The organism is Spirillospora sp. NPDC048911, from assembly GCF_043198015.1.
Taxonomy (GTDB): Bacteria; Actinomycetota; Actinomycetes; order Streptosporangiales; family Streptosporangiaceae; genus Spirillospora.
This window is the reverse complement of record NZ_JBICUD010000005.1, coordinates 676,377-701,867: the sequence shown is the minus strand read 5'-3', so window position 1 is coordinate 701,867 and position 25,491 is coordinate 676,377. Positions and strand designations below refer to the sequence as shown.

Genomic DNA, 25,491 nt, shown 5'->3' with positions numbered 1-25,491 from the left:
CGTCTTAGACGCGCACCGTGGTCAGGCGGGTGAACTCGCGCATCAGGTCGTAGCCGTCCCAGGTGGCGGCGAAGGCCAGCGCCGATCCGAACGGCACGATGCGGTCGATGCCGCGCCCGCCCGCCGCGACGGCGAAGTCCCTCAGCGTCTCGGCCGCGAAGCCGAAGACGCTGAGGGTCTGGTCCTTGCGGCAGATCAAGGGGACCAGATCGTGCAGCGTGCCGGCCGTGGCGACCGCGAACGTCCCCGCGCCGAGCCAGCGGCGGGGGAGGCGGCCCGGCTCGGAGAGATCGAGCGTGGCGATCGCGTTTCCGTCGAACCGCACGGCGGCCGCGTCGCCCGTCGCGGCCATGCCGTACGCGGCGACCCGCTTCTCGACGGCCATCGCGGCGTCGACCGTGAAGCCGCGCGCCGCGACGGCGGCCGAGAGCAGCTCCTCGAACTCCACTCGGGCGGCCTGCGCGGCGGCGCGGTCACCGATCCAGAAGAGCGTCCGGGGCGAGGAACAGGCCGCCTGATCGAACCAGTACGCGTCGTTGGCGAACCCGTCGGCGGCCGCCCGCCGCCGGCCGGGGTCGGCGTCCTGCCAGCCGGTCACCGAGATCGCCGCGAGCGAGGAACGGTCGGGGAAGGTCAGATCGCGGGCGGACGGCTGGAGCGGATGGCGCCGGATCGCCTCGACGGACGCGTCGCCACCCCAGATCACCCGCAGGTCGCAGGCCGCCGAAAGGGCCCGGGTGGTCGCGTCGGACCGTTCGTAGCCGATGAGGTGCTGCGTCTGAGCCACGGCCGGGTGCGCGTCTTCGGCCGCCTCGTTGAGAGCGGCCAGGATCACGTCCGAGACGCCGCCGCCCCGGCTGGAGAGCCGCACGACGTTGGCGTTGCCCGCGAGCGCCGACAATGCCCACGAGTAGACGAAGACCGTGTCCACATTCGCGGGCGGGATGTGGAAAACCAGGCCGCGCGGAAAGCGGAGCCGCTCTGATGAGCGTTCGGCCAGCCCGTCGAGGATCCGGGAAAGCTCGCTCGGCCGTAGGAAGAAGCCGAGCGAGCCCAGCTCGGGGTGGCGCCGAACCACCGAGGGCTTGAGCAGCGAGCGCGAGAGACGGGCGAGGAAGGCGCGCACTCGCTCGTCGCCCACGGTGAGCGGCCCCTCGTCGGGCACGGCCGCCACATCGGCCAGAAGGCGCTCGACGGGGACGGGCTCGCCCGCCGGGAAGTGCCGCCGGATGCTCATGCCGCCGCCCCTGGCTCTGCTCCTGAGGTTTCTCCGGAGAACGTGTCGCTGCATCCCCTGGCCTCGGCGCGCGGCAAGCGGCCGAGCACGGAGAACCGCTTGCCCGGCCAGTCGCCGTCGTCGATGCCGTCGATCACGCCGAGGTCCTCGGTGAGCAGGACGTGCCCGGGGTACGAGCGGGGCAGCGTGCTGACGACCTCCAGGAGACCCGGCACGCCGGGCTCGGCCTCGGCCCAGGTCACCGGGTCGCGGACGATTACGTCGGCGAAGTCCGGGCAGTGCAGCGAGCCGCCGCCGGGCCCCTCCACGAAGACGGTGCCGATCTGCTCGACCATGCCGTAGAAGTTGTGGATCCGGGTGAGCCCGGTGTGCTCGGCGAACGCGTTCCGGAACTCGGCGTTGCCCACCGCCCGCGCCGCGAGCTTCTTCCAGCCGCCGGAGTGGACGAGGATCCCCTGGGACAGGTCGAGGCCCGCCGCCCGCGCCGGCTCGTACAGGAACTCCCACACCATGAACGTGAAGCCGAAGATCAGGAACGGGGCGTCGCCGTGGCGGGCGAGGAAGGCAGTGAGCCCGGCGAGGTCGGGACGGTCGTCCTCGTCCAGGATCCAGGTGTGGTCGCGGCCGAAGTTCGCCATGCCGAGGACGCCCGCCGCCCGCGCGCTGGACGAGCGGGCCATCGCCCGGCTGTCGACCATGAGCATCGGGAGCCTGCGCGGGCCGAGCACCGAGCGCATGGTGCGGGACAGCATGCGCGCCTGGGTCGCCGCCGCCTCGCGGTCGAGATGGACGCGGCTCACGGGACCGCCCGTCGTGCCGCTGGAGGTCAGCACCCGGAACACCGACTCGTCCGGGACGCTCTTCAGGTCGTGGTTCTTGAACATCCTGACCGGCAGCCAGGGAAGGTCGGCGACGGAGCCGTACTCCCGGCCTGACGGATGCCCGATCGCGTCGAGGATCCGCGCGTACGGCGGGCACGCGGCCCGGTGGTGCCGGGTGAGCGCGGCGAGCTCGGGAACGAGCCGGGCGTCCTTCTCGCCTTGGGTGAGGGCGAAGGCACAGGAGTCGGCGGCGGCGGTCATGTGAGCACCTCCAGCGCCCGGTAGTCGACCTTGCCGTTCGGGAGCAGCGGGAGGCGGTCGATGCCGCGGACCTCGACCCCCGAGTGGTGCAGCCGCAGCTCGCCGGCCAGCGCCGACGCGGCGGACGTGCAGGCCGCCGCCGTGGCGCCCTCCGCCCACACGATCACCCGGTCGTCGGCGCCGACGGCCGCGACGGTGCCAAGGCCGTCCATCGCCATGCGTTCGACGTCGTCGAGATTGAGCCGGGTGCCGAAGACCTTGCCGATGCGCTTCAGCCGCCCGGTCAGATAGAGGCAGGCGTCGTCGTCGAGATGTCCCAGATCGCCGGTGGCGAGGACACCGCCCAAGTCGTCGCCGCGAGCCAGGTCGGCCGCGCTTTCGGCGTAGCCCATCATCACGTTGGGGCCGCGGTAGACGACCTCGCCGGAGACCTGCGGCGTGGTCGTCTCTCCGCCGTCCGTCCGGATCGAGATCCGGCCGTCGGGGACGGCGGGCCCGACCGAGCCCGGCTTGCCCGCCAGCAGGCCCGGAGGCAGCGCGGTCATCCGGGCGGTCGCCTCCGTCTGCCCGTACATGACGTGCAGCCGCCCGCCCACGGAGTCCATGCGGCCAGCGAACTCGGCGACGAGCTCGGCGCGCAGCCGACCGCCCGCCTGCGTGAGCGTGCGGAGGGTGGGATGGCGGGCGGGGTCGAAGCGCAACCGGCGCAACATCGCGTACTGGGCGGGCACGGCCGCCAGCGAGGTGATCCCGTGCTCGTCGACCGCGGCCCAGAAGGGCCGCTCGACGATGCCGCCGGACTCGAAGACCACCGTCGCGCCCGCGACCAGATGGCTGTTGAGCACGGACAGGCCGTAGCTGTAGAAGAGCGGCAGGCTGGTCGGCGCGACCTCGTCACCGTCGATGCCGAGCGCGGCCGCGATGGACCGGGCATTGGCGAGGACGGCGGTGCGGGCGAGGCGGACGAGTTTGGGGCTGCCGGTCGAGCCGGACGTGGCGAGCAGCAGCCCGAGATCGGGATGCATCTCCGTCTCGACGGCGCGCTCCGGAGTCCAGGCCGGCCCCAGCGCGGGCAGATCCACCGGCCGGTAGCCCTCGGGCGCCGTCGACCCGCCGACCAGGATGGCGGGCTCGTAGCGCGCGGCCAGGTCGTGCACCGTCGCCGCGGGCAGGGCGGGGTCGAGCAGCGCGATCGGGCGTCCGGCGGCCATGGCGCCCAGATAGCGCACCGCGGCGTCGACGGAGATGGGCGTCCGCGCCATGACGAGCCCGGTCGGGGCGCACAGGAAGGCGGTGGCCGCCTCGTCGACCCGGGCGCGCAGGGCGGCTCCCGCCAGCCCGGCACCGGTGGCCGCGTCGATCAGGCGCGCGCCGGGATGGAGCAGGGTGTCGGCCCGAAGCGCGGCCACGGCGGCGGGCCGGATCAGCGGAGTCGCGGGGGAGATCAGAGGACCAGCCCCCCGTCCACGCCGATGACCTGGCCGGTGACGAAGCGTGCGCCGTCCGAGAGCAGGAACGCCACGACGTCCGCGACGTCGTCCGGGCGGCCCAGCCGGCCGAGCGCCGTCGCCTCGACGCGCTCGGCCCGTCCCTCGTCGTCGAGGGCGGCCAGCATGTCGGTGTCGACGAAGCCCGGCGCGACGGCGTTGACGCGGATGCCGGCCGGTCCGAGCTCCTTGGCGGCGGAGGCGGCCAGGCCGAGGACGGCGGCCTTGGACGCCGCGTACACCGCCTGCCCGGGAGCCCCCTTGGTGCCCATCACCGACGAGAGCATGACGACGGCGGGGGCGATGCCGCGGCGCAGCAGGGCCAGGGCGGACTGGAGCGTGTGCGCGGCGCCCGCCGCGTTCACCGCGAAGAGGCGCTGGACACTGTCGGCACCCGTCATGCCCAGCATGCCCGCGTCGTGGACGCCCGCGTTGACCACCAGGGCGTCGAGCCTGCGATGGCGGCCGAACACGGCGCGCATCATCGCCGCGACCTCCGCGGGGTCGCCGACGTCACCGGCGACGGCCAGCGGCTCGTCGTCGAACTCCTTCGCCGCCGCCGCGGCCGCGTCGTGGGTGCGCCCGTGCAGCACGACCGAGTAGCCGTCCGCGGCGAGGCGGCGCGCGGTGGCCAGGCCGATCCCGCGCGACGAGCCGGTGACGAGCGCGACCCGGCCGCCCGCCGGCGCCCCGGACGTCGCCTCAGACAAGGTGCTTCGCCAGGAGCTCGCGCGCCTTGGTGAACGAGCTCATGTCGATGACGTCGTCCGTGTCGATCATGATGCCGAACTCGTCCTCCATCGCCGCGATGAGCGACATGTGCGCGAGGGAGTCCCACTTGTCGACGCCGCGGTACTCCAGCGCGTCGACCACGAAGTCGTCGCCCAGGTTCAGCGCGCTGCGGAACACCTGCCGCAGCCTCTCGTCATCGATCACGGCTCCCCCTCGTGATGGCGTATCGTGCTGAGTCGAATACGGAGTGTAGCGACGAGTCGATGGTCATTGGGGGCTTCGATGCTCAGGGACACCTCCGACGCGGACCTGGCCGTCCTGCGGCGCTGGCGCAACCATCCCGAGGTCCGCAAGGCCAGCTTCACCACCCACGAGATCGGCGAGGCCGAGCACCGGCGCTGGTGGTCGGCGGTGCGCGCCGACCCGAGCCGGCACGTCCTGGTGTACGAGCACCAGGAGATCCCGTCGGGCGTGGTCACCTACTCCGGCCTCGGCGGCTCCGGCGCCGGGCCCGAGGCCTGGTGGGGCTTCTATCTCGACTTCGACGGGCTCGCCGAGAGGGACGAGCTGCTGCCCGCCTGGCTCGGCCTGGAGAAGGCGGCGATCGCCTACGCCTTCGGGCCGCTCGGGCTGGGGGTGCTGCGCGGGGAGGTGCTGGAGGCCAACCAGGCGGTCCTCCAGCTCCACCGGCGCTGCGGATTCGTCGAGTCGGGCCGGTACGTACGGAAGATCGACGGTCACGACCAGGTGGTCGTTCGCGTGGAACTCGGGAGGGACGCATGAGCCGGGCCGTGCACACCGCGGAGCACACCGTCCGAATCGGAGGGCACACCGTGGGGCCGGGCAGCCGGCCGCTCATCGTGGCGGAGCTGTCGGGCAACCACAACGGAGACCTCGATCGCGCGCTGGCCATCGTCGACGCGGTGGCGGGCTCGGGCGCCCACGCGATCAAGCTCCAGACCTACACGGCCGACACCATCACGATCGACGTGGAGTCGCCCAGGTTCAGGATCGGCGACGGTCACGACCTGTGGGGCGGGCGCAGCCTGTACGAGCTCTACGAGCAGGCGCACACGCCATGGGAGTGGCACCGGCCCATCTTCGAGCGGGCCCGGCGGCACGGGCTGCTCGCGTTCTCCAGCCCGTTCGACCCGAGCGCGGTCGAGTTCCTGGAGTCGCTCGACGTGCCCGCGTACAAGATCGCCTCCTCCGAGCTGGTCGACCTGCCGCTGATCCGGCTGGCCGCCCGCACCGGCAAGCCGCTCATCATCTCGACCGGCATGGCGAGCGTCGGCGAGATCGACGCCGCCGTCGGCGCCGCCCGGTCCGCCGGGTGCGCGCAGCTCGTCGTGCTCGGCTGCACAGCCTCCTACCCGGCCGCGCCCGAGGACGGAAATCTGCGCGCGCTGCCGCTGCTGGCCGGCACGTTCGGGGTGCCCGTCGGCTACTCCGACCACACGCCGGGCATCGGCGTCCCGATCGCGGCCGTGGCGCTCGGCGCCTGCCTGATCGAAAAGCATGTGACGCTCGACCGGACGGACGGCGGTGTCGACTCCGCCTTCTCGCTGGAGCCCGCCGAGCTCGGCGCCCTCGTGGTGGAGAGCGAGCGCGCCTGGCAGTCGCTCGGCTCCGCGCGCATCGGGCCGCGGCCCGGCGAACGCGAGGGTCTGCGCTTCCGCCGCTCGCTCTTCGTCGTCGAGGACGTCCGGGCCGGGCAGCCGGTGACCGAGCACAACGTCCGTTCCATCCGGCCGGCCGGCGGGCTCCCGCCGGACGCCTTCGAGTCCGTCCGCGGCCGGGTCTTCGCCGGCGACGTCTCCCGGGGCACGCCGGTGAGCTGGGAGCTCTTCTGACGCGACGGGGGCCGGGAGCTTGGGCGATCCAAGATCGTGACCTGGGGCTTCCGTTACGTCCGGGCGCGCGTCGCCCGCTGGGCGCACGGGTATGCAGGGCGGCGATGGATCCGACCAATCGTCACTACGGCCATGCCCATGTATTCGCGCGGTACTGCGGGCTCACGCGTTCCCTGAACGCGGGACCGCCACCGCCACGCATCGCCGGGATGGTCCAGCACGGCTGGACGTTCGTGCACGGCTTCGGCGCGGGGCACAAGGTCGTCAACGGCTATCCCAAGTTCGTGTGGTCCGACGTGGTGCTGCGGCGCGGCCGGGCACTGGGATGGCGCGACTTCTGCGTCATCGGCGCTCCGTGGAACTACCTCCAGGCACTCCAGCCCGACGCTTCTGAGCCCGTTGACCGGGAGCGGTCGGGCACGCTCTGGTATCCGTTCCACGGGTGGGACCGCAACGAGCTCAACGGAGATCACCGGCGTCTCATCGACGAGATCAAGGCCACCGAGCCCGGCCCGGTCACCGTCTGCCTCTACTGGCTCGAACACCGCCGCAGGCGTGTCCGCCGGGCCTACGAGAAGGCCGGATTCCGCGTCATCTGCCACGGCCCGCGCGACGACAACCCCGAGTTCCTGCCCCGGCAGCTCGCCGAGCTGCGCAAGCATCGGCGGGTCGCCTCCAACCGGCTGACGACGGCCGTCTTCTACGGCGTCTCGGCGGGATGCGAGCCCGCGGTGTACGGCGACCCCATGCTCATGGAACGGGTGAGCCCGCTGTACGAGGGCAAGGATCTCGTTCCCCGCCTGTATCCGGAACTGCACGGCACCGACGTCGACCTTGCGACGGCCAGAGAGATCACCGCTACCGAGCTCGGTGCCGACCAGTTGGTCCCCCCGGACGAGCTCCGCCTGCTCTTCCGCTGGCCGGAGCACACGGAGGATGCGCGATGAACGAACCGAACGGCCCGAGGGCGCTCGGCGGCGAGATGCCGCGCTGGTCCGATCTGGCCTCCGGGGTCCCGGCGGCCGGTGGTGAGCCGCTCGCCGAGCTGGTCCGGCGCACGATGCCGGACGGGGCCCGCGCGCTGGTGGTGGGGCCGCACGATCCGGCGTTGCTGGACCTGCTGGTCAAGCGGGCCGGGCACGTCACATACGTGCTGCGGTCCCTGCCGGACGCGGAGCAGGCGGCGGACCGGTACGGCTCGGCCGAGGTGGTGTGCGGCGGCTTCGACCGCTTCGACGGCTCCGGCTCTCACGAGCCGTACGACGTGATCATCGCGCTGGACGGACTCCGGCGGCTCGTCACACCCGAACACCCGGAGTCGTCCTGGGCACGCTTCCGGGATCGGCTCACCGGCATGCTCGCTGTGGACGGCACCTTGCTCCTCGGCGTGGAGAACCCCTTCGGCGTTCATCGGTTGCTTGCCGCCGACGGGGCCGAGTTCGACTCCGTCCGCAATTGGCAGCCTGCCCAAGCCCTGCTCGCTCCTTCCTCGTTCGATCTGTTCGTGGGAGGAGTCGCCGAGGCCGGGCTACGGGTCGACCGGCTCTACGCGGGCTACCCGTCGTCTGAGCAGCCGGGCGTTCTGCTGGGCGCCGGAGCGCTTTCCGACGACATCGCCAAAGACGTCGCCGTGTCCGCATGCAGGAAGGGGCTTGCGGGACGGGAACTGCTCGGCGACCCGTGTGCCCTTGTACGTCAGGCGTTTCAGGGCGGCCAGGGGGAGCGGTTCGCCGCCTCGTGGTTCGCTGTGGCGCGGGGAGCCGCCGCTCCCGTGGACGGGCTGCCCGACGTGCTCGTCGCCGAGGGCCCGGGTGCCGCCGAGTGGTCGGTGCCCGTCGAACTGGTGCTGGATCGTCCGTGGTCGAGACGGCCGTGCCCGGAGTCTCTGGAGCCGCGGACGTCCGGCAGGGTCACCCGGGTGCCCGCCGATCTGGCCGGGCCTTACCCCAGAGGCGACCTGCTGCTCGATCTCCTGGTCGAGGCATGCGCGGCGGCCGACCTCGTCCGGCTGCGTGCCCTGCTCACCGGCTACGCGGACTGGCTGGCGGAAGAAGCGAGCGGGCGGCGCGCCGCGTTCGCGACTCCCGGCAACGTCGTGCTCGACGGGGAACGCTTCGCGATGCTGGATCCGGGTTGGGCCTTCGCCGGCCCCGTGCCGCCGGAACAGGTCCTGGCCCGGATGCTGCTCAGCTTCGCGGCGGTGCTGGCGACCGGTGCGCACTCGCATCCGTGGCCGCCGACGCTGACGGTGCACGACCTCACCGACCTGCTGCACGTCATGGCCGGGCGCCCCGCCGACGCCCGGCTGCGCGGTGTCGCGATCCAGCTCGAAGCGGAGATCGGCGCGGCGCAGGCGGGCCTCCCCGCGAGTGCCCGGGACCGGCTCGCGAACGCGCTGGCGTGCGGCGAGGTCGCCGTCGCCGCCGCGCCGATGGGCCACCGCGAGCTCCTCTCCGCGCACCGCGAGCTGACCGCCGGCCTGAGGGCCGTGCGCAGCCGTGCCGGATGGGCCGAACGCCAGCTCGCGCGCAAGGACAAGGAACTGGCCAAACAGCAGGTCAAGATCGCCAAGCTGGAGGCGAACCTGGTGAGCGTCCGCGGATCGGTGAGCTACCGCGCCGGCCGCGTCCTCACCGCTCCGGCCCGGCGCCTGGCGGGCTTGGCGGGCTGGACGCGATCGCCCGGCCGTCGTTGACGGGCCCCGGCCCGCCGTCGGGGATCAGAGGGCCATGCCGCGGGAGCGGCACCAGCGGATGGAGCGGCGCATGCCCTCGGCGAGATCGACGTCGGGGCGGTAACCGAGCTCGGCGATGGTGCGGGACACGTCGCAGGCGATGGTCTTGTTCATCTCGCCGAGAACGTGGATCTCCTGGTGGTAGCGGCCGCGGGCTTGGAGGAGCCTGTCGGCCCGTTCGGCGACGGAGCCGACGACCTCCGGCACGCGCAGGGTGCGGTGGGAGAGGGGATAACCCTCGTCGCGCATGACCTGCCGGACCGTCTCCACGATCTCCCGCAGCGTGTAGGGGCGCTCGTCGGCGACCCAGTACGCGTTTCCGGCGGCGTCCGGATGCAGCTCGGCGCGGATCACGCCCTGCACCAGGTTGCCGATATAGACCATCGAACGGCGCATGCCGCCCTTGCCCATGACGGGGAAACGACCCGTCCGGCAGAGCGTGAAGAACGTGGCCTGGCGAACCGGCTGCCACTCGCCATAGAACCACGGCGGCCGGACGATGGTGGTCTCGACGCCGCCCTTGCCGTGGGCGGCCTTGACCGAGAGTTCGGCGCGCATCGCGGACTGGCCGTAGCCGAGATAGGGCCGGTACGGCTCGTCGTGCCGGAAGGTCTCGTCGCGACGCGGGTTGACGCCGAACGCCGAGCCGGCGGAGATGTGCACGACCCGCCGGACACCGGCGATGACGGCCGCGGCGAGCACGGCGCGCGTGCCGCCCACGTTCACCCGTTCGAAGTCGGCGACGGCCGCCGGATGGATCACTGCGGCGGCGTGGACGACGTTCGCGCCCTCGGCCGAGCGCATCAGATCCTCCAGGATCCCCGGGTCGGCCACGTCCCCGATGTAGATCTCGGCCTTGGGATGGACGTCCAGCACGGACGCGGCTTCGGACGCGGTGGGCACCAGCACGCGCACGGCGCCCTGGCGGGCGTGTTCGGGGTCGCCCGAGCCGGCCAGCGCGGCCAGGTAGGCGCGGCCGAACCAGCCGCCGGCGCCCGTGAGGATCGTCGTCTCCGCGGGGATCATGAGAGGGGACATCGGGGTGCTCCTGTCGTCCGTGGCGCCGGCCCGCGCGCCGTCCGCTCACGCTGCGTAGCGGACACCGCGGCGAACGTTACAGCGGGCAATCAATCGCGGCGGGTGGTCGCCGAATTGATGGGCTTTTCATGGCCTGGCAAAAGCAAATCTCCGGGCCTGGGAGAACGCATAGCAAAGAAGTGGGAGATCTTTATGTCATTGTGTCTTTTGTATGTGGCGTAGAGGGGCCCGGAATCTCACTCGCCGGCCAGCCGTCGCGAATTCCCTGGAATGGTTCATAGTGGCCTTGTAGTGGGCAGACGACAGTTGAGGGGGCAATTTCGCAGGACCCTGTCCGCTGTCGAGTCGAGGGCGGTGAGATGCAAAAATTCATCGCGGCGGTGGGGGCGGTGGCGCGGGTCATCCTGGACGCGCACGCCGAGCAGCTGCCCACGGCGGATCCGGTCGTGGTTCGTGAGATCTTGGTCGGGCTCGGCTACACCGTTCCGATGGAGCCGGACGCCCTGACGGCGGTGGTGCGGGAGTTCCAGGGCAATGCCGGGCTGCGGCCCGACGGGGCGGCGGGGCCGCGCACCGTGCACGCCCTGGCCGAGGCGTGCCGGGCGGTACGGATCGTGAGCGCCGAGCAGCTGCCGCCGCGGCAGGTGTTCGAGTGGGCGGACCGGACCGAGGGGCAGCCGGTCAGTCCGGCAGGTCGCTGAGGCTCTCGACCATCTCGAAGGCGCGGAACGTCCCGGTGATGTCGAGGATCTTGCGGACCCGGTGGTGCAGGCCCAGCAGCACGAGCCGCCCGCCGCGGGCGAGGATCCACCGGTTCGACCGGAGCAGGGACTCCAGTCCCGAGGAGTCCATGAACCAGACCTCGGTCATGTCCACGATCACGCGCGGCCGGGGGGCAAGGCCGACCTGGTCTATCGCGTTCGTCAGCACGGGCCGGCCGCAGAGGTCCAGCTCGCCGGTCAGGTGAATGACCGTCCACAGGCCGATCCGCTCGACCTTCACCCCGAGTGTCTCGAGCACTTCGCACCTCGCGTCCAAGCGGCTAGGTCCAAGGTAGATGGAGTTGCTCGACGGCGTAAGGGCGAATCTCCGGCGGCCCCCCTAATCGAGGTCGACCACGATCGGCGCGTGGTCGGACGGCCCCTTGCCCTTGCGGGCCTCGCGGTCGACGTACGCCGACCGCACGCGCTCGGCCACGGGAGCGCCCGCGTAGAAGAGATCGATGCGCATGCCCATGTTCTTGTGGAACATCCCGGCGCGGTAGTCCCAGTACGTGAACGGGTGCGGGCCCTTCATCGGGGTCGGGACCACGTCGTGCAGGCCCAGCGACCGTAGCCCGGCCAGGGCCTCCCGTTCGGGAGGCGTGACGTGCGTGGAGCCGGCGAAGACGGCCGGGTCCCACACGTCGGCGTCGGTCGGGGCCACATTGAAGTCACCGGTGGCCACCAGTGCCTGGCTCTCCAGTAGTTCATCGGCGAGGGCCGCCTTGAACGCGGCGAACCAGGCGAGCTTGTAGGCGTAGTGCGGCGAGCCGACCGTGCGCCCGTTCGGCGCGTACAGGGACCACACGCGGACGCCGTCGCAGGTCGCCCCGATCGCCCGGGCCTCGGCGGCGGGCGGCGGGAGTTCCTCGTCGAGCGGCGACGGCTCCTCGGGCGGGTTGACGAAGCCGGGCTCGCCGGGAAAGCCGCGGGTCACGTCCTCCAGGCCGACCCGCGAGAGGACCGCCACGCCGTTCCAGCGGCCGTCGCCGTGGGCGGCGGTCTGGTACCCGAGCTCGGCGACCTCGGCCGCCGGGAAGTTGCCGGCGGAGCACTTGGTCTCCTGCAAGCAGAGAACGTCGGGCTTGGCCTCGGCCAGCCATTCGAGCATCCGCGGCAGACGTGCTTTGACCGAGTTGACGTTCCAGGTCGCCAGGCGCATGTCCCCAGCTTGCCATTCCGGTGCCGTGGCGGTGCTCAGAGGATCGTCCTGCCGAACGCCGAGAGGACGTAGGCGGTCACCCCGCTCGCGTTCTCCGGCGCCGGCCCGGTGACCTCCAGGGCGAGCATCGCCCCGGACTCCGCGACCAGCTCCATGGCCTGGTGGGTCTCGCGCGAGGACATGCCGTCGCCGCCGGTCGCCGAGGTGTCGTAGACGACCGCGAAACCGCGGGTGCCGCCGCGGGCGATCCGGACGGCCTCCCTCATGATCTCCCGGATGCCGCGGACGTCGATGTCGACGATGGTGAACGCGGCCAGCCCGGCGTCCTTGATGTGCTCGGACTCCTCGGCGGAGACCTCGCGGAGGCCGACGAGAACGGTGTTCTCCGGTGCGAGCTGAGGAAGGGCCGTCGGACCGTGCGGCTCGTGGCCGAAGGCCTGGCTGAGCGCCTCGCCCGAGTTCAGCCCGGCGTGCGCGCTGAGCCAGATGAGGCCGTACGCGTCGTACGTCTCGGCCAGCGCGGTGAGCAGATCCGCCGAGGGCGCGGCGGTGAAGCGCAGCGGCATCGCGCCCTCGGCCTGGTCCGTTTGTGCGAAGCCGAGCGCGGCGAGGCGCGCGGGGAGGTCGCCGACGAGTCCGGCCCGCGCGGGGTCGGCGCTCAGGCGGTACGGGCGCGGCGGCGGCAGCGCGTCGTCGAGCATGGGCACCTTCTCCACGTACTCGGAGGTCATCGCGGCGAGCAGCGCCGCGTAGCCCAGATGGAATCCGACGGTGTCGCCCACGCGGGGGAGCGGGCGCACGTCCGCCAGGTCGATGATCAGGTGGTCGCTGGAGGCGCCCAGCACCTGGACGTCCGGATCGTCCGGCAGCAGCGCCTCCACGGCGACGTCCTCCCGGCCGATGTTGAGGATGCCGCGCGCCCGGTCGCCGCGGTCCTCGAAGACCGGCCGGCCGCCGAACGCGTCCACCCCCGTCTCGCCGATGGGCACCGACGGCTTGACCTTGACCTCGAGGAGCTCGCCGGTGAGGCGGAACGCGTCGCGGTCCAGCGGCTCCCACGGGGTGTCGAAGAAGGTGTCCCGGCCGCCCTGGAGGATGGCCTCGCCGATCCGCAGGTTGTTGACGCCGGGCGGCATCCGGCCGTCCAGGAGGAAGGGCAGGCTGCTGGAGTTGCCGCCGGAGACGTACGACAGGCCGACGCCGAAGTCCTTCTCGATCTTCGTCGCGTACCCGGCCAGCTCGCCCATGTTGCGGTCGGACGGCAGGACGGCGCCGAAGCACGTGAGGTTGGTGCCGATCCCGGCCAGCCGTACGCCGGGCAGCCGCAGCACGCGTTCCACCGTCCACATGAGGTCGTCCGGCCAGACGCCCTCGCGCAGATCGCCGAGATCGACCATCAGGATGACCTCGTGCAGCCTGGACCGGCGCTCGGCGATCCGGGACAGCTCCTCGATGACGGCGAGCTCGGAGTTGAGGCTGATGTCGGCGAGCCGCACCGTCTCGTCGATCCGCGACAGCGGCGGGCTGCGCAGGAGCAGGACCGGGCAGTCGACGCCGTTCTGCCGCAGCCGCCGGATGTTCTCGTAGCGCGACTCGCCGATCCCGATCACGCCGCCGCGCAGCATGGCGCGCGCGACGTGCGGCATCCCGCGGGTGCCCTTGGTGACGCCGAAGACCCCGACGCCGTACGTGGCGCACGCCCCGGTGACGGCGCGCGCGTTGGCCTCGATGACGTCCAGCCTGATCGTGACCCGCGGCACGGCCTTCCTCCTTACGAGCTCGTGCGGGGCCGCGCCGGTCCGCGGCCCCTCGCCTTCGAGCGTAAGAAGTCGCCGCCGCTAGGCGGGACGATGGGCGCGGGCGAAGAGGGTGACGCCGGGCCAGGATTTGAGCGGGAGACGGCGTTCGAGCGAGGCGAGCAGGCTCAAGCCCTCGTTCAGGGCCGGGTGGAGGTGCGCCATGTCCTCGCAGTGGGCCATCCGGTGGCGGTTCATCCTGACGAGCGGGCGGAGCATGACGTTGCAGCTCCACACCCGGTCGAGGGCGAGACCGGCGGTCGCGAGCGTGTCGGTGAGCGTCTGGCGGGTGTAGCGGCGGACCCGTCCCAAGGCCACGTCATGGGTGGACCAGAGCTTCATGTCGCACGGGACGGAGACCAGCGCCGTGCCACCGGGACGGAGGACACGGGTGAGTTCAGCCGTGGCGGTGGCGTCGTCCTCGATGTGTTCGAGGACGTTCAGTGCCAGGGCGAGGTCGTAGGTGCCCGAGGGCAACGGCAGGAAACACGCGTCGGCGTAGTAGGCGTCGATGCCCTGCGACAGGCAGAGGTCGACGGCGGTCTCGGTGTTGTCGATCGCGGTGGCGCGCCAGCCGTGGTCGAGGAGCACGCGGGTGTTGCCGCCGCCGGCGGCACCGATGTCCACGGCGTGGCCCGGGCGGCCGAGGCGGCGCAGCTCGCGAGCGATGATCTCCCGGCGCTGGCGGTACCACCAGTTGTCGTCCTCGATGTCGACGACCCGCTGGATCTCGATGGTGTCCACGGCAGCAGCCCACGCGATGGGCCGCCGGGACGCCATCACCGCCGCCGCGCCCGGCCGGATCATTGGCCGGTTTTTGATCGGCGGATGGTCCGGCGCGGGGTCAGCCGCGGCGGCGCCGGAACAGGTAGCGGACGGTCAGCAGGAAGGCGACGGCGGCGACGAGGGCCGGGACGGCGCGCTTCGCGAGGGAGGGGCCCGCGACTTCGAGGAGGTCGATCGCGTCCTCCTCCTGCCGTGGCCGTGCGGGCAGCGGCCGCACGGTCGACTCGGCGGGGCTCGCCGGGCGCTGTGCCGGAATGGCGGGCGCCGCCTCCTGTGCGGACGCGGGTGCGGGCTGCGCCTCCACCACGGGGATGTCGGGGCGGGTGTCGGTGATCCGGCGCTCGGCCTCTTCGGCGGCGGCCTGCTGGTCGACCGCCCCACCGGCCGCCTGCTCGGCCGCTTCGGAGGGTGACTCCAGCTCCGTGGCGAGCGCCTTGGCGAAGCGGCTGATGAGCTTGGCGCCGACCTCGGCGAGGATGTTGCGGCCGAACTGGGCCGGGCGGCCGGTCACGTTCAGCTTGGTGTGGACGGTGACGCGGGTCGCGTCGCCTTCGTCCGAGGCCTCGCCTGTGGCCGCCGGCGAAGCCGGCTCTTCTGGCCCGCGGGGGGTGTGGGGGGTCGTCCCCCCTCGGGAAGGATGGAGGCGGGCTTGGACGGTCGCGGAGGCGGTGCCGGAGCCGCGGGCCTCTTTGGCGGCGGCCTCGATCGTGAGGGTGCGCGTGGACTCGTCGGCCACGGCGATCCGGGCGGTGCCCCGGTAGGTGATCGTCATGGCGCCGACCTTCACCTTGAGGCGGCCCGCGTACTCCTCGCCGTCGGCCGAGTCCAGGGTGGCACCGGGCATGCAGAGCGCCACGCGCTCCACGTCGAGCAGGACCGACCAGGCTTGATCCACCGGCACGGGAACGGTGAATTCGTGGTCGAGCTCCATGGTGGGGATTCCTTCTCGTCGGGGGGTTTGTCCGTGACCCTACGACCGTCACCCGTGCGGCCGCCAGATGCGCAGGTGAGGCTCGCCCGGCCACGGCGGAGCTCTGAGTGATCACGCGGCCGGGCCCTGGGGCGTGTGGGCCCGGCCACATGATCACGGAACCGGGGTCAGACGGCCGCCGCGGCGGTCAGGGCCCGGGCGGTGAGCACCTGGGCCAGATGGGTCCGGTACTCCGCCGAGCCGTGCAGGTCGCCGGGCGGCTCGGTGCCCTCGGCGGCCCGTTCGGACGCGGCGCGGAAGGAGTTCTCCGAGACCGACCGGCCCTCGATGAAGCGTTCGACCTCGGTGGCCCGGACGGGCGCCGGCCCCATGTTCGTCAGCGCCACCCGGGCGTCCTCGATCGCGCCGCGCTCGCGCCGGACGGCGCACGCGACGCCGACGATCGCCCACGCCTGCGCGGTGCGGTGGAACTTCTCGTAGTGCGCGCCCCAGCCCGGCCCGAGCTTGGGCACGCGCACGCCGACGAGCAGCTCGTCGGGCTCCATCGCCGACGTCATCCAGTCGACGAAGAAGTCCGCCGCGGGGATCTCCCGGTCGCCGCGGACCGACCGGACGAGGAAGACCGCGTCGAGCGCGAGCGCCACCGCGGGCAGGTCGCCGGCCGGATCGGCGTGCGCGAGCGACCCGCCGAACGTGCCGCGATGCCGTACCGCCGGGTCGGCGACGGTCGCCGTGGCCTTGGCGATCAGCGGCGCGTGTTCGAGGACGAGCGGATCACGCACCACCTGGTGGTGCGTTGCCATCGCGCCGATGAACAGGTCGCCGTTCTCCGACCGGATCTGCCGCAGCGACTCGACCCGGTCGAGGTCGATCAGCGCGTCCGGGTAGGCCAGCCGGAGCCGCAGCAGCGGCATCAGGCTCTGGCCGCCCGCCAGCACCTTGGCGTCCTCGCCCGCCTGCGACAGCGCCGAGACCGCCTCCTCGACCGAGGACGGGCGGATGTAGTCGAAGCTCGGGGGGATCATTCCTGGCCCCCTTCCTGGCCTGCCTGCGCCGAGCCCAGCCCGCCGCCCGCGCCGGGCTGCGCGCCGCCGGGTCCTTCGGGTTCCTCGCCGAAGGCTTCGCGGAGCGCACGCCAGACACGTTCGGGCGTGCACGGCATCTGCACGTCCCGCACCCCGTGCTGGCGGAGCGCGTCGACGATGGCGTTGACGACGGCGGGCGTGGACGCGATGGTGCCCGCCTCGCCGACGCCCTTCACCCCGAGCGGGTTGGACGTCGCGGGGGTCTCGGTGCGGTCGGTGACGAACGTGGGCAGGTCGGCCGCCGACGGCACCAGATAGTCGGCCATCGTCGTGGTCGTCAGGTTGCCGTCCGCGTCGTACACCGCCTCCTCGTACAGCGCCTGCGCGATGCCCTGGGCGAGCCCGCCGTGCACCTGCCCGTCCACGATCAGCGGGTTGACGACCGAGCCGATGTCGTCGACCGCCACATACGAGCGGATCTTCACGAAGCCGGTCTCGGTGTCGACCTCGACCGCGCACAGGTGCGTGCCGTGCGGGAAGGAGAAGTTCTCCGGGTCGAACGTGGCGTCGGAGTCCAGCGACGGCTCGACGCCCTCGGGGAACTCGTGCGCCGACAGCGTCGCGCCCGCGACCTCGGCCAGCGTCATCGACGCCCCGTCGCCGCCGACGCCCTTCACGCTGAACGAGCCGCCCGCGTAGTCGAGATCGGCCTCGGCCGCCTCCAGCAGGTGCGCCGCGACCTTGCGGGCCTTCTCGACGACCTTCTGGCAGGCGTTGTGGACCGCGACGCCGCCGATCGTCACCGACCGCGAGCCGTAGGTGTCCCATCCGCGCGGCGCGATGAGCGTGTCGCCGTGGAGGACCTTCACGTCCTCGAACGGCACGCCGAGCGCGTCCGCCGTGATCTGCGCCCAGGCCGTGGCATGGCCCTGGCCGTGCGGCGACGTGCCCGTGACGACCTCGACCTTGCCGGTGCCGAGCACCCGGACGGTCGCGTGCTCCCAGCCGCCCGCCGCCGACCGCACCTGGGCGAGCGCGCGCGACGGCGCGAGACCGCACATCTCGGTGTAGGTGGAGACGCCGATGCCGAGCTGAACGGTGTCGCGGCGTTCCCGCCGGTCGGCCTGCTCGGCGCGCAGCTTGTCGTACTCGAACAGCGCGAGCGCCTTGTCGGTGGCCGCCTCGTAGTTGCCCGAGTCGTAGGTGAGCCCTGTGATCGTCGTGTAGGGGAACTCCTCATGCTTGATCCAGTTGCGCCGCCGCAGCTCCAGCGGATCGAGCCGCAGCTCGGCGGCCAGCTCGTCCATCATCCGCTCGACGCCGAACGTCGCCTCCGGCCGCCCCGCGCCGCGGTAGGCGTCGGTGGGCGTCTTGGTCGTGAAGACCCCGGTGCAGGTGAACGAGTAGGCGTCCATCTTGTAGATGGAGTTGAACATCGGCGCGCCCAGCGTCGGGATGCCCGGGGTGAGGAGCATCAAATAGGCGCCCATGTCGGCCAGGACGTCGACCTTGAAGCCGCGGATCCGCCCGTCGGCCTCCGCCGCCATCGTCAGCCGCTGGATCTGGTCGCGGCCGTGGTGGACGGTCATGTTGCCCTCGCTGCGCGACTCCGTCCACTTGACGGGACGGCCGAGCCGCCTGGCCAGCAACAGCAGCAGCACCTCCTCGCCGTACACCTGGAGCTTGGAGCCGAAGCCGCCGCCGACGTCCGGCGCGATCACGCGGATGCGGTGCTCGCCGATGCCCGTGACGGCGGACAGCATCAGCCGCAGGATGTGCGGCACCTGCGTCGCCGACCACATCGTGAACTCGTCGCCGTCCGGCCGGCAGACCACGGCCCGCGGTTCCATCGCGGTCGGGATGAGCCGCTGCTGCACGTACCGGCGCTCGATCGTCACGGGGGCGTCCCGGAACGCGGCCTCGACGTCGCCGCTCTCGATGACCATCCGGTAGGACTGGTTGGTGCCCAGGTCGCCGTGCACCAGGTCGGTGCTCTGGCGCAGCGCCTGCTCCATGTCCGTCACGGCGGGCAAGGGCTGGTAGTCGACGTCGATGTCCTCCAGGGCGTCCATCGCCGCGTACCGGTCGCGCGCCACCACGCACGCCACCGGCTCGCCTGCGTAGCGCACCTCGGAGACCGCCATCGACGGGTGGTCGGGGATCAGGATGTCCTCGGTGACCGGCCACGCGCACGGCAGGCTGCCCTGCTCCTCGGCGAAGTCCTGGCCGCTGAACACCGCGAGCACGCCCGGCCGGCTCTTCGCGGCCGCGACGTCCACCCTGGTCACACGGGCATGCGCGTGCGGGCTGCGCAGGAAAGCCACATGGCACAGTCCGGGCAGCTGAAGATTGTCGGTCCACTGCGTCCGGCCCGTGATGAGCCGCGCGTCCTCGCTCCGGAGCCGCGCCTTGCCCATCTCGCTCACGGCGCCACCTCCGACCGCGCCGGCTGCCGCATCTCATCGGCGGCCTTGCGCACCGCGCGGACGATGTTCTGGTAGCCGGTGCAGCGGCAGAGGTTGCCCTCCAGGCCGTCCCGGATCTCCTCCTCGGACGGGTCGGCCTTCTCGCGCAGCAGGTCGATCGACGCCAAGATCATTCCGGGGGTGCAGAATCCGCACTGCAGCGCGTGTTCCTCATGGAACGCCCGCTGCATCGGATGGTCGGTCCCGTCGGTTCCCAGCCCCTCGATCGTGGTGATCCCGCGGTCGTCGGCCTGGACGGCGAGCACGGAGCAGCTCTTGACGCTCATCCCGTCGAGCAGGACGGTGCAGGCTCCGCAGTTGGTGGTGTCGCAGCCGATCGGGGTGCCGACCTTCCCCAACCGGTCACGGAGATAGTGAACGAGCAGGAGGCGCGGCTCGACGTCGTCCTCGTACGTCACACCGTCGACCTCGACGCGGATTCGTGGCATTCGATCTCCCAGGGGCGTCTCTCGGGCAGGGGTTGAACGGGGGAGAACGTCCCTGGGGGCGGAGCGCGCTGGGCAGGCCGCGGCATCGAGGCCACCTCCGGAGGAAGGAGGGCGACCTTCTGAACGTATGCCTACTCGGAATCGCGTACCAGACCTTGACGTGGCCTTTTTCACCCGTTTTGAACGAGTGACCTGCGGGTGCGGGAGTGCTAGCTCGGCGAGAGTTCCTGAGCGTAGAGGACCTTGCCGTCGATGTCGCGGAGGCGGGTGGTCAGATGGCCGCTCTTGGCGCTGATGTCCACTTCGCCGAAGAACTGGTAGCCCTCGGCGGGTGAGGTGTTGGCGCGCGGAGGCGTCTGGCGGAATTTGAGCTGCGGGCCGAACGTGGATTCCAGGTTGTTAGGGCCGAAGGCGCCGGCGTTGAGGGGGCCGGTGACGAATTCCCAGAAGGGGTCGAAATCCTGGAACGCGGCCTTGGCGGGGTCGTAGTAGTGGGCTGCCGTGTAGTGCACGTCGGCGGTGAGCCAGACCATATTGCGGACGTGGTTCTTCTTGGCGTACGAGAGCAGATCGGCGATCTCGCGTTCGCGGCCTAGGGGAGCCCCATTGTCGCCTTGGGCGACGGCTTCGAACGCGGTGCCGTCGGGGACGATCAGGCCGAGCGGGAGGTCGGCGGCGATCACCTTCCAGGTGGCGCGGGAGCCGCGGAGTTCGCGCTTGAGCCAGGCCAGTTGCTCAGCGCCGAGGATCCGGCCCCGGGGTGAGTCGTTGGCTCCGTTCGCGTCCTTGTAGGTGCGCATGTCGAGGACGAAGACGTCCAGGAGGGGCCCGTAGGAGACGCGGCGGTAGACGCGGCCCTTCTTGGCGGTCGAGATCGGCGTGTACTCGAACATGGCCTGGCGGGCGCGGGCGGCCAGGACGTCGACGCGCTTCTCGGTGTACTGCGGGAGGTCGAGGATCTCGCCCGGGTACCAGTTGTTGAGGACCTCGTGGTCGTCCCACTGGTTGATGGTCGGCGTGCGCGCGTTGAACGCCCTGAGGCCGGCGTCCAGGAGGTTGTAGCGGAACTGCCCGCGGAATTCGGGGAGCGTCTCGGCGACCTTGGTCTTCTCGGGGGTGACCAGATTGCGCCACGTGCGGCCGTCTGGCAGCTGGACGGTCTCGGCGAGGGGGCCGTCGGAGTAGACCAGGTCGCCGCTGCACAGGAAGAAGTCGGGGTCGACCGCGCCCATGGCCTTGAAGATCCGGTAGCCGCCGAGCTCGGGATTGATGCCCCAGCCCTGGCCCGCGAGATCGCCCGACCAGACGAACGAGACGTCCTGCCGGTGGCGGGGCGCGGTGCGCAGGCGGCCCGTGGCAGGGGCGGACAGGGCATGGCCGTCGAGATCGGCCAGCCGGACGCGGTAGTGGAGCTCCTCGCCGGCGGGAAGGCCGCGGAGGAACGTCTTGCCGGTCAGGTCGGAGGACGGCGTGACGACCGGGCCGCGGACGTGCCGGGAGTGCTTGAAGTCGGGGCGGCGGCTGACCTCGACCAGCATGCGGGCGGGACGGTCGGAGCGCGCCCAGACGACCGCCTCGTGGGCGGTGACGTCGCCGCTCTGGACGCCGCTGGTGAGGCGGGGGCGGCTGCGGATCAGGGCGGGTGCCGCCTGTGCCGCCGGGGAGACCAGGCCACCATATGCCGACAGGGCCGCTCCACCGCCCGCCAGCAGGCCACCACGCAAGAGACTCCGCCTGTCCAGCGCCATCGACGACTCCGTTCACATGAGATCGGGACGTGCGCATGGTCTCCCGTCGCGGCGTACACGACCAGGCCCGAATGTGGCTTTTCCGTGAACGCGCGACATCTGGTGATCATTTGGGCATCGACTTGACAGCGCTCCGTAGCGGAGTGTCTCCTATACCTCATGCCAGCGCGTATCTCCCTCTGCAGCCCCGTGGCGCTCCGCCGCGTGGCCAGCGCGCTGTGTCCTTCCTGTTGTCGCTGATCAGCGATCTTCCCGCCGGGTGACGTCTTCCCCGGCCCGCTCTCCCGTTCGACTCTTCCCTTGGCTCATCGGCCGTCAGCGCCGCACACGAAGGACTTCCTGTGAACCTCGACATGGTTCCCGACATCACGATGCGTGGTCAGGACGACCCGCACGGCCGGTCCGCCGTCGAGCGGCCGCCGACCGTCGGGCAGCTCGCCACCCGCATCCACGACCTCGCGGCCCGTCCGGGCGACTGGTGGGCGCTGGTGCGCTTCGCCCCCGACGGCCCGGTGCGGGTACGGCTGGACGAGGTCGACGGCATCCAGCTGTGGCTGACCACCTGGCCGCCCGGCCACCGGACCGACGTGCACGACCACGCGGGCACCGAGGTCAGCACGGTCATCGCCGGCGAGCTGGCCGAGGTGCGGATCGCCGCCGACGGCGTCACCGAGCGCCCGCTGCGCGCCAACCGGGTGCGTGTGCACGGCGGCGGCCGCACCCATGAGCTGACCAACCCCGGCCCCGCCTACGCGATCAGCCTCCACGCGAACCTGGCCCCCTGAGCCGGACGACGAGAACGCCCGCCAGCTCACAGCTGGCGGGCGTTCTTCGGTCGAAGGGTCAGGCGGGGACGGGCTCGCGCTCCGGGGTCTTGGCCGTCTCGGCCGTCTCGGGCTTCTCGGTCACGGCGGGGCCGCCGGTGATGTCGGCCGGGGTGTCGTTGAAGACCTTCTCGTCGAGCAGGCCCTCGGAACGGGCGACCAGGACGGGCACCGTGAGCTGGCCGGCGACGTTCAGGGTCGTCCGGGCCATGTCGATGACCTTGTCGATGGCGATCAGGTAGCCGATCGCCTGCAGCGGCAGGCCGACGGTGGTGAGCGTCAGGGTCAGCGCGACCAGCGCCGGGCCGGGGGTGCCGCCGGTGCCGAGCTGGCCGATGACGGCGGCCAGGGCGATCAGGGCGTACTCGGCGAGGCCGAGGTGGGCGCCGGTGTACTGGGCCACGAAGACCGCGGCCACCGCCGGGTAGATCGCGCCGCAGCCGTCGAACTTGATCGTGGCGCCCAGCGGCTGGGCGAAGCTCGCGTACTCGCGCTGCACGCCGTTCCGCTCGATCGCCACCTTCTGCGCGATCGGCAGGGTCGCCAGGGAGGACGATGAGACGAACGCGAACTGCAGCGCGGGCCAGGAGTTTCGGTAGAACTTCAGCGGCGAGACGCGGCCGAAGACGCGCAGCAGGGTCGGGTAGCCGACGATCAGCATCACCGCGACGGCCAGGTAGATCGCGCCGGTGAACTTGACCAGCGGCTCCAGCGAGCTGGGCCCGTACGTGGCGACGACGGAGCCGATCAGGAAGAACGAGCCGATCGGGGTGAGCCGCACGACCCACCAGACGACCTTCTGCATGACCTGGTAGATGTCGTCGATCAGGTCGGTCAGGCGCTGCCCGCGCTCGCCGATCGCGACCAGGGCGGCGCCGAACAGCACGGCGAAGGTGACCACGCCGAGCACGTTGCCCTCGGCCATCGCGTTCACGATGTTGGACGGGAAGAGGTTCTGCAGGATCTGCGTCCAGGTGACCGGCTCGGTCTCGGCGGTCTCGCTGGCGAGCTTGCCGAGGCCCTCGCCCGGGTCGACGATCAGCGCGACGATCAGGCCGATGGCGGTGGCGATGGCCGAGGTGACCACGAACCAGCCGAGGGTCTTGCCGGTCAGCCGCGCCACGTTCCCGACGTTGCGGAGCCGGCCGATGCTCACCACGATGGCGGTGAAGACGAGCGGGACGACGACGACCTTCAGCAGGCTGGTGTAGACCGAGCCGAACGGGTCGAGCCAGTCCTCGGCGAGCTCGGCACCGTCACCGAGGTTGTTGAGCAGGGCGCCGACGGCCACGCCGAGTACGAGGGCGAGCACGATCTGCTGCCAGAACTGCCATTTCCAGACACGCAGGTTCACGGAGGGTTCTCCAGAGGAGTCGAGTCACCCGTACGGCGTCATCCGGCCTGCGACATCAGGGCAGGGCGGTGCGCCGGGGGAAAACAGAGCGGGTGAAAGGTGAAGGGGAGCGGGAGAGGCTCAGAGGTGGGCGTGGTGGCGGGTCAGCCGCGACACAGCACGCTGGCGAGGCGGCACAGGTCCACGTGCAGCCGGGCCACGAGCAGAATGCTCTTCTTGGAGAACCTCACGGGCATAGTTAACCGAATGTCCGGATTGTTCGTTCCGGATCCGGCCGGTGATCCCCCTCACACTTGATCACCGGCCCGGCCGGGTCAGCGCAGGGTGCGCCGCCGGCCGCGGGTGAACACCCGGATGATGCCCACCAGGCCGAGTCCGATCAGCGCCGCCGGGACGAGGAACCGCAGCGGCACGACGGGCTCGCCCGAGAACCCCGTGGCCAGCGACACCCCGGCGACGGCCAGGAAGAAGATCCCGGTGATCACGCCGCCCGGGTCGAACCGAGGGCGGGGCCGCCGCTCGGCGTGCTGCTCGGAGTGCTCAGACATGATCCACCTGTATGTCGCCGACCTTGCCGCGGATCCGGAGGGTGATGACCGGCGGGTTCGCGGCGGTGCCCTCCGTGGCCGGCAGTATCTCGTTGATCTTGGCGCCCGGGCCGCTGACCGTGCGCAGGTCCACCGACAGGTCGCCCAGCCCGATCCGCGCGTCGAGCTCGACCCGGACCGTGCGCGGCAGCTTGACCTTGAGCCCGCCCAGCAGCACCTCGACGTCGATCGCGACGCGTCCGCCCGGCTTCATCGGCAGCGCGGTGAGGTCCAGGACGGCCGAGCCGACCGCGACCTTGTAACCCTGCTGGGTCCGGGTCGCGTCGGTGGGCCGCCATTCGATCTCGCCGTAGCGGGCGTCGCGCGGCACCTCGGCGGCCGCGGACCCGGCGAGCAGGCTCAGCGTGAGCAGGGTGCCGACCGTGGCGAGGCCCCGGGCCCGGAACCAGCCGCCCAGCAGCAGCCCGCCGCCGATGACGGCCAGCGCGGTCGACGCGACGATGATGCCGTTCTGCGGCGCCGGGTAGCCGTTCGCGACCGTGAGCATCCCGGCCGCGGCGGCCATGGCCGCCAGCAGCGTGACCTGCGTCAGCGGCGACGATCCCCGCTGCTTGCGGATCGCCGCGGCGGCCCCCGCCGGCCACGCCTTCACCGGCGGGACGGTACGTTCGCCCGCAGGCGGGGTGTCTGATGGCAGGGTGTCTGATGGCAGGGCGTCTGATGGCAGGGTGTCCGCCGGCCGGGTGCCACCACCGAGGGTGGCCAGGTCGATCATTCCCTCGGGCAGCCCGCCCGGCGCCCGTTCGAGCTTGTCCAGCGAGACCCGCGAGCTCTCCGCGGCTCCCGTTCCCGCGGCCGCGGTGCCCGCGTACGGCTGGTCGAGCGGGTGGCCCTGGAGCCGTTCGGGGAACGTGCGGGCGGCGGCGACGAGATCCACGCCGCGCGCGTGGGAGACCAGCAGGACGAGCCCGAACACGGTGAAGATCACCAGGGCGTCGCCGAAGACCGCGCCCCCGGCCATGTTGAGCGTGAAGCCGAGGCACATCAGCGCGCCCAGCACCGACAGCACGGCGGCCTTGTCGAACCGCCGCCGGAACAGCTGCTCCGCCGGCGCCAGGCCCTGGGGGCGGGCGGGCATGAAGAGCGCCGCGGCGATGTAGAGAAACAGGCCCTGGCCGTGCGCGAGCAGCAGGACGCCGAACCCGACCCTGATCACCACGGGGTCGATCCCGGTGGCGCGCCCGATGCCGGTGCACACTCCGGCCAGGATGCGGCCCTCGGTGACGCGGGGCATCCGCTGGTAGGCCCCCGGCCGGGACGTCGCGGGCGGCGGCGATGGGGGCGGCGGCGGTGGGCTGGCTGCGCTGCGGTCCTCGACCATGGTCCCCATCGTGGCGGACGCCGCCGCCCCGGGGAATCCGGGACACCCCTGACCCGACCCTGAGGAACTCCGCGGGGTATGGGGGGCCTGCCCTGATG

Annotated in this window: 25 protein-coding genes; 6 read left to right on the top strand and 19 right to left on the bottom strand. The window is 71.8% G+C overall.

From position 1 onward, the window contains the following. Positions 1 to 4: 4 nt before the first annotated feature. From ACGFNU_RS26050 to ACGFNU_RS26030, 5 genes are read right to left on the bottom strand one after another with little or no spacing between them, the layout of a single operon-like run. Positions 5 to 1,237, bottom strand: a complete 1,233-nt coding sequence (locus tag ACGFNU_RS26050) for an acyl-CoA reductase (RefSeq protein ID WP_392597569.1) — start codon at positions 1,235 to 1,237, stop codon at positions 5 to 7. After that, entirely contained in the window at positions 1,234 to 2,319 is a 1,086-nt protein-coding gene (locus tag ACGFNU_RS26045; RefSeq protein ID WP_392597568.1) for an acyl-protein synthetase, read from the bottom strand. The genes ACGFNU_RS26050 and ACGFNU_RS26045 overlap by 4 nt, the downstream gene beginning before the upstream one ends. Further along, positions 2,316 to 3,728 (bottom strand): AMP-binding protein, encoded by a 1,413-nt coding sequence (locus ACGFNU_RS26040; protein ID WP_392597567.1) that lies wholly within the window; start codon positions 3,726 to 3,728, stop codon positions 2,316 to 2,318. Before ACGFNU_RS26040 ends, ACGFNU_RS26045 begins: the two co-directional genes overlap by 4 nt. Positions 3,729 to 3,763: 35 nt before the next feature. Continuing rightward, positions 3,764 to 4,516, bottom strand: a complete 753-nt coding sequence (locus ACGFNU_RS26035) for an SDR family NAD(P)-dependent oxidoreductase (RefSeq protein ID WP_392597565.1) — start codon at positions 4,514 to 4,516, stop codon at positions 3,764 to 3,766. Beyond that, positions 4,509 to 4,742 (bottom strand): acyl carrier protein, encoded by a 234-nt coding sequence (locus ACGFNU_RS26030; protein WP_392597563.1) that lies wholly within the window; start codon positions 4,740 to 4,742, stop codon positions 4,509 to 4,511. Before ACGFNU_RS26030 ends, ACGFNU_RS26035 begins: the two co-directional genes overlap by 8 nt. A 78-nt stretch (positions 4,743 to 4,820) precedes the next feature. Between ACGFNU_RS26030 and ACGFNU_RS26025 the strand changes: the two genes are divergently transcribed. The 4 genes from ACGFNU_RS26025 (at position 4,821) to ACGFNU_RS26010 (ending at position 9,086) form a co-directional block, all read left to right on the top strand. Further along, positions 4,821 to 5,321, top strand: a complete 501-nt coding sequence (locus ACGFNU_RS26025; RefSeq protein WP_392597561.1) for a GNAT family N-acetyltransferase — start codon at positions 4,821 to 4,823, stop codon at positions 5,319 to 5,321. Continuing rightward, positions 5,318 to 6,391: a pseudaminic acid synthase gene (gene pseI, locus ACGFNU_RS26020; protein WP_392597560.1), complete on the top strand. Its 1,074-nt coding sequence runs from the start codon at positions 5,318 to 5,320 to the stop codon at positions 6,389 to 6,391. The genes ACGFNU_RS26025 and pseI overlap by 4 nt, the downstream gene beginning before the upstream one ends. A gap of 104 nt (positions 6,392 to 6,495) precedes the next feature. Beyond that, positions 6,496 to 7,338: a hypothetical protein gene (locus tag ACGFNU_RS26015; RefSeq protein WP_392597558.1), complete on the top strand. Its 843-nt coding sequence runs from the start codon at positions 6,496 to 6,498 to the stop codon at positions 7,336 to 7,338. After that, on the top strand, positions 7,335 to 9,086 hold the full coding sequence (locus ACGFNU_RS26010; RefSeq protein ID WP_392597556.1) for a hypothetical protein: 1,752 nt from the start codon (positions 7,335 to 7,337) through the stop codon (positions 9,084 to 9,086). Before ACGFNU_RS26015 ends, ACGFNU_RS26010 begins: the two co-directional genes overlap by 4 nt. A gap of 24 nt (positions 9,087 to 9,110) precedes the next feature. Here ACGFNU_RS26010 and ACGFNU_RS26005 read toward each other — a convergent pair whose 3' ends face one another. Beyond that, positions 9,111 to 10,163: an NAD-dependent epimerase/dehydratase family protein gene (locus ACGFNU_RS26005; RefSeq protein ID WP_392597555.1), complete on the bottom strand. Its 1,053-nt coding sequence runs from the start codon at positions 10,161 to 10,163 to the stop codon at positions 9,111 to 9,113. A 359-nt stretch (positions 10,164 to 10,522) separates the two neighbouring features. Here ACGFNU_RS26005 and ACGFNU_RS26000 point away from each other — a divergent pair, with 359 nt between their 5' ends. Next, complete coding sequence (locus ACGFNU_RS26000) at positions 10,523 to 10,864, top strand: peptidoglycan-binding protein (RefSeq protein WP_392597553.1); 342 nt, start codon at positions 10,523 to 10,525, stop codon at positions 10,862 to 10,864. On the opposite strand, the gene ACGFNU_RS25995 is transcribed toward ACGFNU_RS26000, so the two are convergent. The 9 genes from ACGFNU_RS25995 to ACGFNU_RS25955 form a co-directional block, all read right to left on the bottom strand. Then, entirely contained in the window at positions 10,845 to 11,183 is a 339-nt protein-coding gene (locus tag ACGFNU_RS25995) for an STAS domain-containing protein (RefSeq protein WP_392597552.1), read from the bottom strand. The two genes, ACGFNU_RS26000 and ACGFNU_RS25995, sit on opposite strands and share 20 nt — an antisense overlap. 81 nt (positions 11,184 to 11,264) lie before the next feature. Further along, positions 11,265 to 12,086 (bottom strand): exodeoxyribonuclease III, encoded by an 822-nt coding sequence (locus ACGFNU_RS25990; RefSeq protein WP_392597551.1) that lies wholly within the window; start codon positions 12,084 to 12,086, stop codon positions 11,265 to 11,267. Positions 12,087 to 12,121: 35 nt separating this feature from the next. Beyond that, positions 12,122 to 13,846, bottom strand: a complete 1,725-nt coding sequence (locus ACGFNU_RS25985; protein WP_392597549.1) for an alanine racemase — start codon at positions 13,844 to 13,846, stop codon at positions 12,122 to 12,124. Positions 13,847 to 13,924: 78 nt separating this feature from the next. Further along, on the bottom strand, positions 13,925 to 14,689 hold the full coding sequence (locus ACGFNU_RS25980) for a class I SAM-dependent methyltransferase (protein ID WP_392597547.1): 765 nt from the start codon (positions 14,687 to 14,689) through the stop codon (positions 13,925 to 13,927). A gap of 37 nt (positions 14,690 to 14,726) precedes the next feature. Beyond that, entirely contained in the window at positions 14,727 to 15,599 is an 873-nt protein-coding gene (locus ACGFNU_RS25975; protein ID WP_392597546.1) for an SRPBCC domain-containing protein, read from the bottom strand. Positions 15,600 to 15,766: 167 nt separating this feature from the next. Next, positions 15,767 to 16,624: an FAD binding domain-containing protein gene (locus ACGFNU_RS25970; protein ID WP_392597544.1), complete on the bottom strand. Its 858-nt coding sequence runs from the start codon at positions 16,622 to 16,624 to the stop codon at positions 15,767 to 15,769. Then, on the bottom strand, positions 16,621 to 19,041 hold the full coding sequence (locus tag ACGFNU_RS25965) for a xanthine dehydrogenase family protein molybdopterin-binding subunit (protein WP_392597761.1): 2,421 nt from the start codon (positions 19,039 to 19,041) through the stop codon (positions 16,621 to 16,623). Before ACGFNU_RS25965 ends, ACGFNU_RS25970 begins: the two co-directional genes overlap by 4 nt. Positions 19,042 to 19,046: 5 nt before the next feature. After that, complete coding sequence (locus ACGFNU_RS25960) at positions 19,047 to 19,538, bottom strand: (2Fe-2S)-binding protein (protein ID WP_392597542.1); 492 nt, start codon at positions 19,536 to 19,538, stop codon at positions 19,047 to 19,049. A gap of 209 nt (positions 19,539 to 19,747) precedes the next feature. Beyond that, positions 19,748 to 21,286 (bottom strand): alkaline phosphatase D family protein, encoded by a 1,539-nt coding sequence (locus ACGFNU_RS25955; RefSeq protein WP_392597541.1) that lies wholly within the window; start codon positions 21,284 to 21,286, stop codon positions 19,748 to 19,750. Positions 21,287 to 21,627: 341 nt separating this feature from the next. On the opposite strand from ACGFNU_RS25955, the gene ACGFNU_RS25950 reads away from it, so the two are divergent. Then, positions 21,628 to 22,071, top strand: a complete 444-nt coding sequence (locus tag ACGFNU_RS25950) for a cysteine dioxygenase (RefSeq protein ID WP_392597539.1) — start codon at positions 21,628 to 21,630, stop codon at positions 22,069 to 22,071. 58 nt (positions 22,072 to 22,129) lie between these two features. Here the strand turns inward: ACGFNU_RS25950 and ACGFNU_RS25945 are convergent, their stop codons facing one another. The 4 genes from ACGFNU_RS25945 to ACGFNU_RS25930 form a co-directional block, all read right to left on the bottom strand. Continuing rightward, positions 22,130 to 23,464, bottom strand: coding sequence for a dicarboxylate/amino acid:cation symporter (locus ACGFNU_RS25945; RefSeq protein ID WP_392597538.1), 1,335 nt, complete (start codon positions 23,462 to 23,464; stop codon positions 22,130 to 22,132). A gap of 143 nt (positions 23,465 to 23,607) precedes the next feature. Further along, positions 23,608 to 23,700, bottom strand: a complete 93-nt coding sequence (locus ACGFNU_RS25940; RefSeq protein WP_392597536.1) for a putative leader peptide — start codon at positions 23,698 to 23,700, stop codon at positions 23,608 to 23,610. A 78-nt stretch (positions 23,701 to 23,778) separates the two neighbouring features. Next, a complete protein-coding gene (locus tag ACGFNU_RS25935) occupies positions 23,779 to 24,012 on the bottom strand; it encodes a hypothetical protein (protein WP_392597535.1) in 234 nt (77 codons plus the stop codon). After that, positions 24,005 to 25,393: a PspC domain-containing protein gene (locus tag ACGFNU_RS25930; RefSeq protein ID WP_392597533.1), complete on the bottom strand. Its 1,389-nt coding sequence runs from the start codon at positions 25,391 to 25,393 to the stop codon at positions 24,005 to 24,007. Before ACGFNU_RS25930 ends, ACGFNU_RS25935 begins: the two co-directional genes overlap by 8 nt. Positions 25,394 to 25,491: the final 98 nt, after the last annotated feature.